1 protein-coding gene is annotated in these 1,446 nt (G+C 66.2%); it reads left to right on the plus strand.

Features of this window, described 5'->3' with window-relative positions; all coding sequences use genetic code 11:
• Window positions 1–235: 235 nt before the first annotated feature.
• Window positions 236–1,426 (plus strand): IS110 family RNA-guided transposase, encoded by a 1,191-nt coding sequence (locus AQJ67_RS44345; RefSeq protein ID WP_062725873.1) that lies wholly within the window; start codon window positions 236–238, stop codon window positions 1,424–1,426.
• Window positions 1,427–1,446: the final 20 nt, after the last annotated feature.

The raw sequence follows: 1,446 nt of genomic DNA on the forward strand, positions 1-1,446 counted from the left end.
TCACCAGTCCCTACCTTGTTGATCGGGCTGAGCGAGCCATTCGTAGGGTTGGCTCACCCAGGGGTGCCGGGTGTGGCTTTCACCAGTCTGCCGTTGTCGTGGCTTCTGACGATTGGCCGCCCGGCGCCCCACGACGACTCGGCTGCTCATTAGGAATTGCGGCACTGATCGCTCAGTAGGGACTCGACAGCGAGGTCGTCTGTGGTTCCTGTACCAACGACCTGCGGAGAAGCGAGTGACAGCGATCTGGGCCGGTATCGACGCAGGGAAGACCCATCACCACTGCGTGGTGATCGACGACACTGGCAAGCGGCTGCTGTCCCGGCGCGTCGCCAATGACGAGAGCGAGCTGCTCAAGCTCCTCGGGGACGTGCTCGGACTGGGCGACGAAGCCATCTGGGGCATTGACTTGGCAGACGGCGGGGCCGCCCTGGTCATCGCGATCCTGCTCAACCATGGCCAGCAGCTGCTCTACATCCCTGGGCGGGTGGTCAACCGGGCCTCCGAGGGCTACCGAGGTGACGGCAAGACCGATGCCAAGGACGCGGCGGTCATCGCCGACCAGGCCCGAATCCGGCGTGATCTCACGCCCTTGCGGACCGGCGACGACCTGGTGGCCGAACTCAAGGTCCTCACCCGGCATCGTCGCGACCTCAGCGACGACCGCACCCGGACCATCAACCGGCTCCGCGGCCACCTGAACGAGATCTTTCCTAGCCTGGAAGGCGAACTCGACCTGGGCAACATTGGACCCCTGGTCCTCCTGTCCGGCTACCAGACCCCTGCTGCTATCCGCCGCGCCGGTCTACGGCGTCTGGCCACCTGGCTGCGCAACCGCAAGGTCCGCAGCGCCGACGAACTGGCTGCCAGGGCCGTCCAGGCCGCCGAGAGCCAGCACACCAGCGTCCCCGGCGAGACCATGACCGCTCATGTGGTGCGCTCCTTGGCCGAGGAGGTGATAGCCCTCAACGAAAAGATCGCCGAGAGTGACAAACTCATCGAGGGCCGGTTTCGCCGCCACCGCAATGCCGAGGTGATTGCCAGCATGCCCGGCATCGGTGCTCTGCTGGGCGCCGAGTTCCTGGCCGCCACCGGTGGAGACATGGGCGCCTTCGCGAGCGCGGACCGGCTGGCAGCTTTCGCCGGCGTCTCTCCGACACCCCGCGATTCCGGGAAGGTGAGCGGCAACCTACACCGCCCCACCCGCTACAACCGCCGTCTCCAACGCGTCTTCTACACCTCCGCGTTGATCAGCATCCGCTGCTGCGACGAGTCGCGCCGCTTCTACGACCGGAAGCGCGCCGAAGGCAAGAGACACAGCCAGGCCGTCATGGCGCTCGCCCGGCGCAGGGTCAACGTTCTGTGGGCACTCCTGCGTGACGGACGGTGCTACCAGCCCATACCATCCGTCGCCCCGGCCGCTTGACAACGCTATTAGGAATCGTC

This window comes from Streptomyces caeruleatus (assembly GCF_001514235.1).
GTDB classification, from domain to species: Bacteria; Actinomycetota; Actinomycetes; order Streptomycetales; family Streptomycetaceae; genus Streptomyces; species Streptomyces caeruleatus.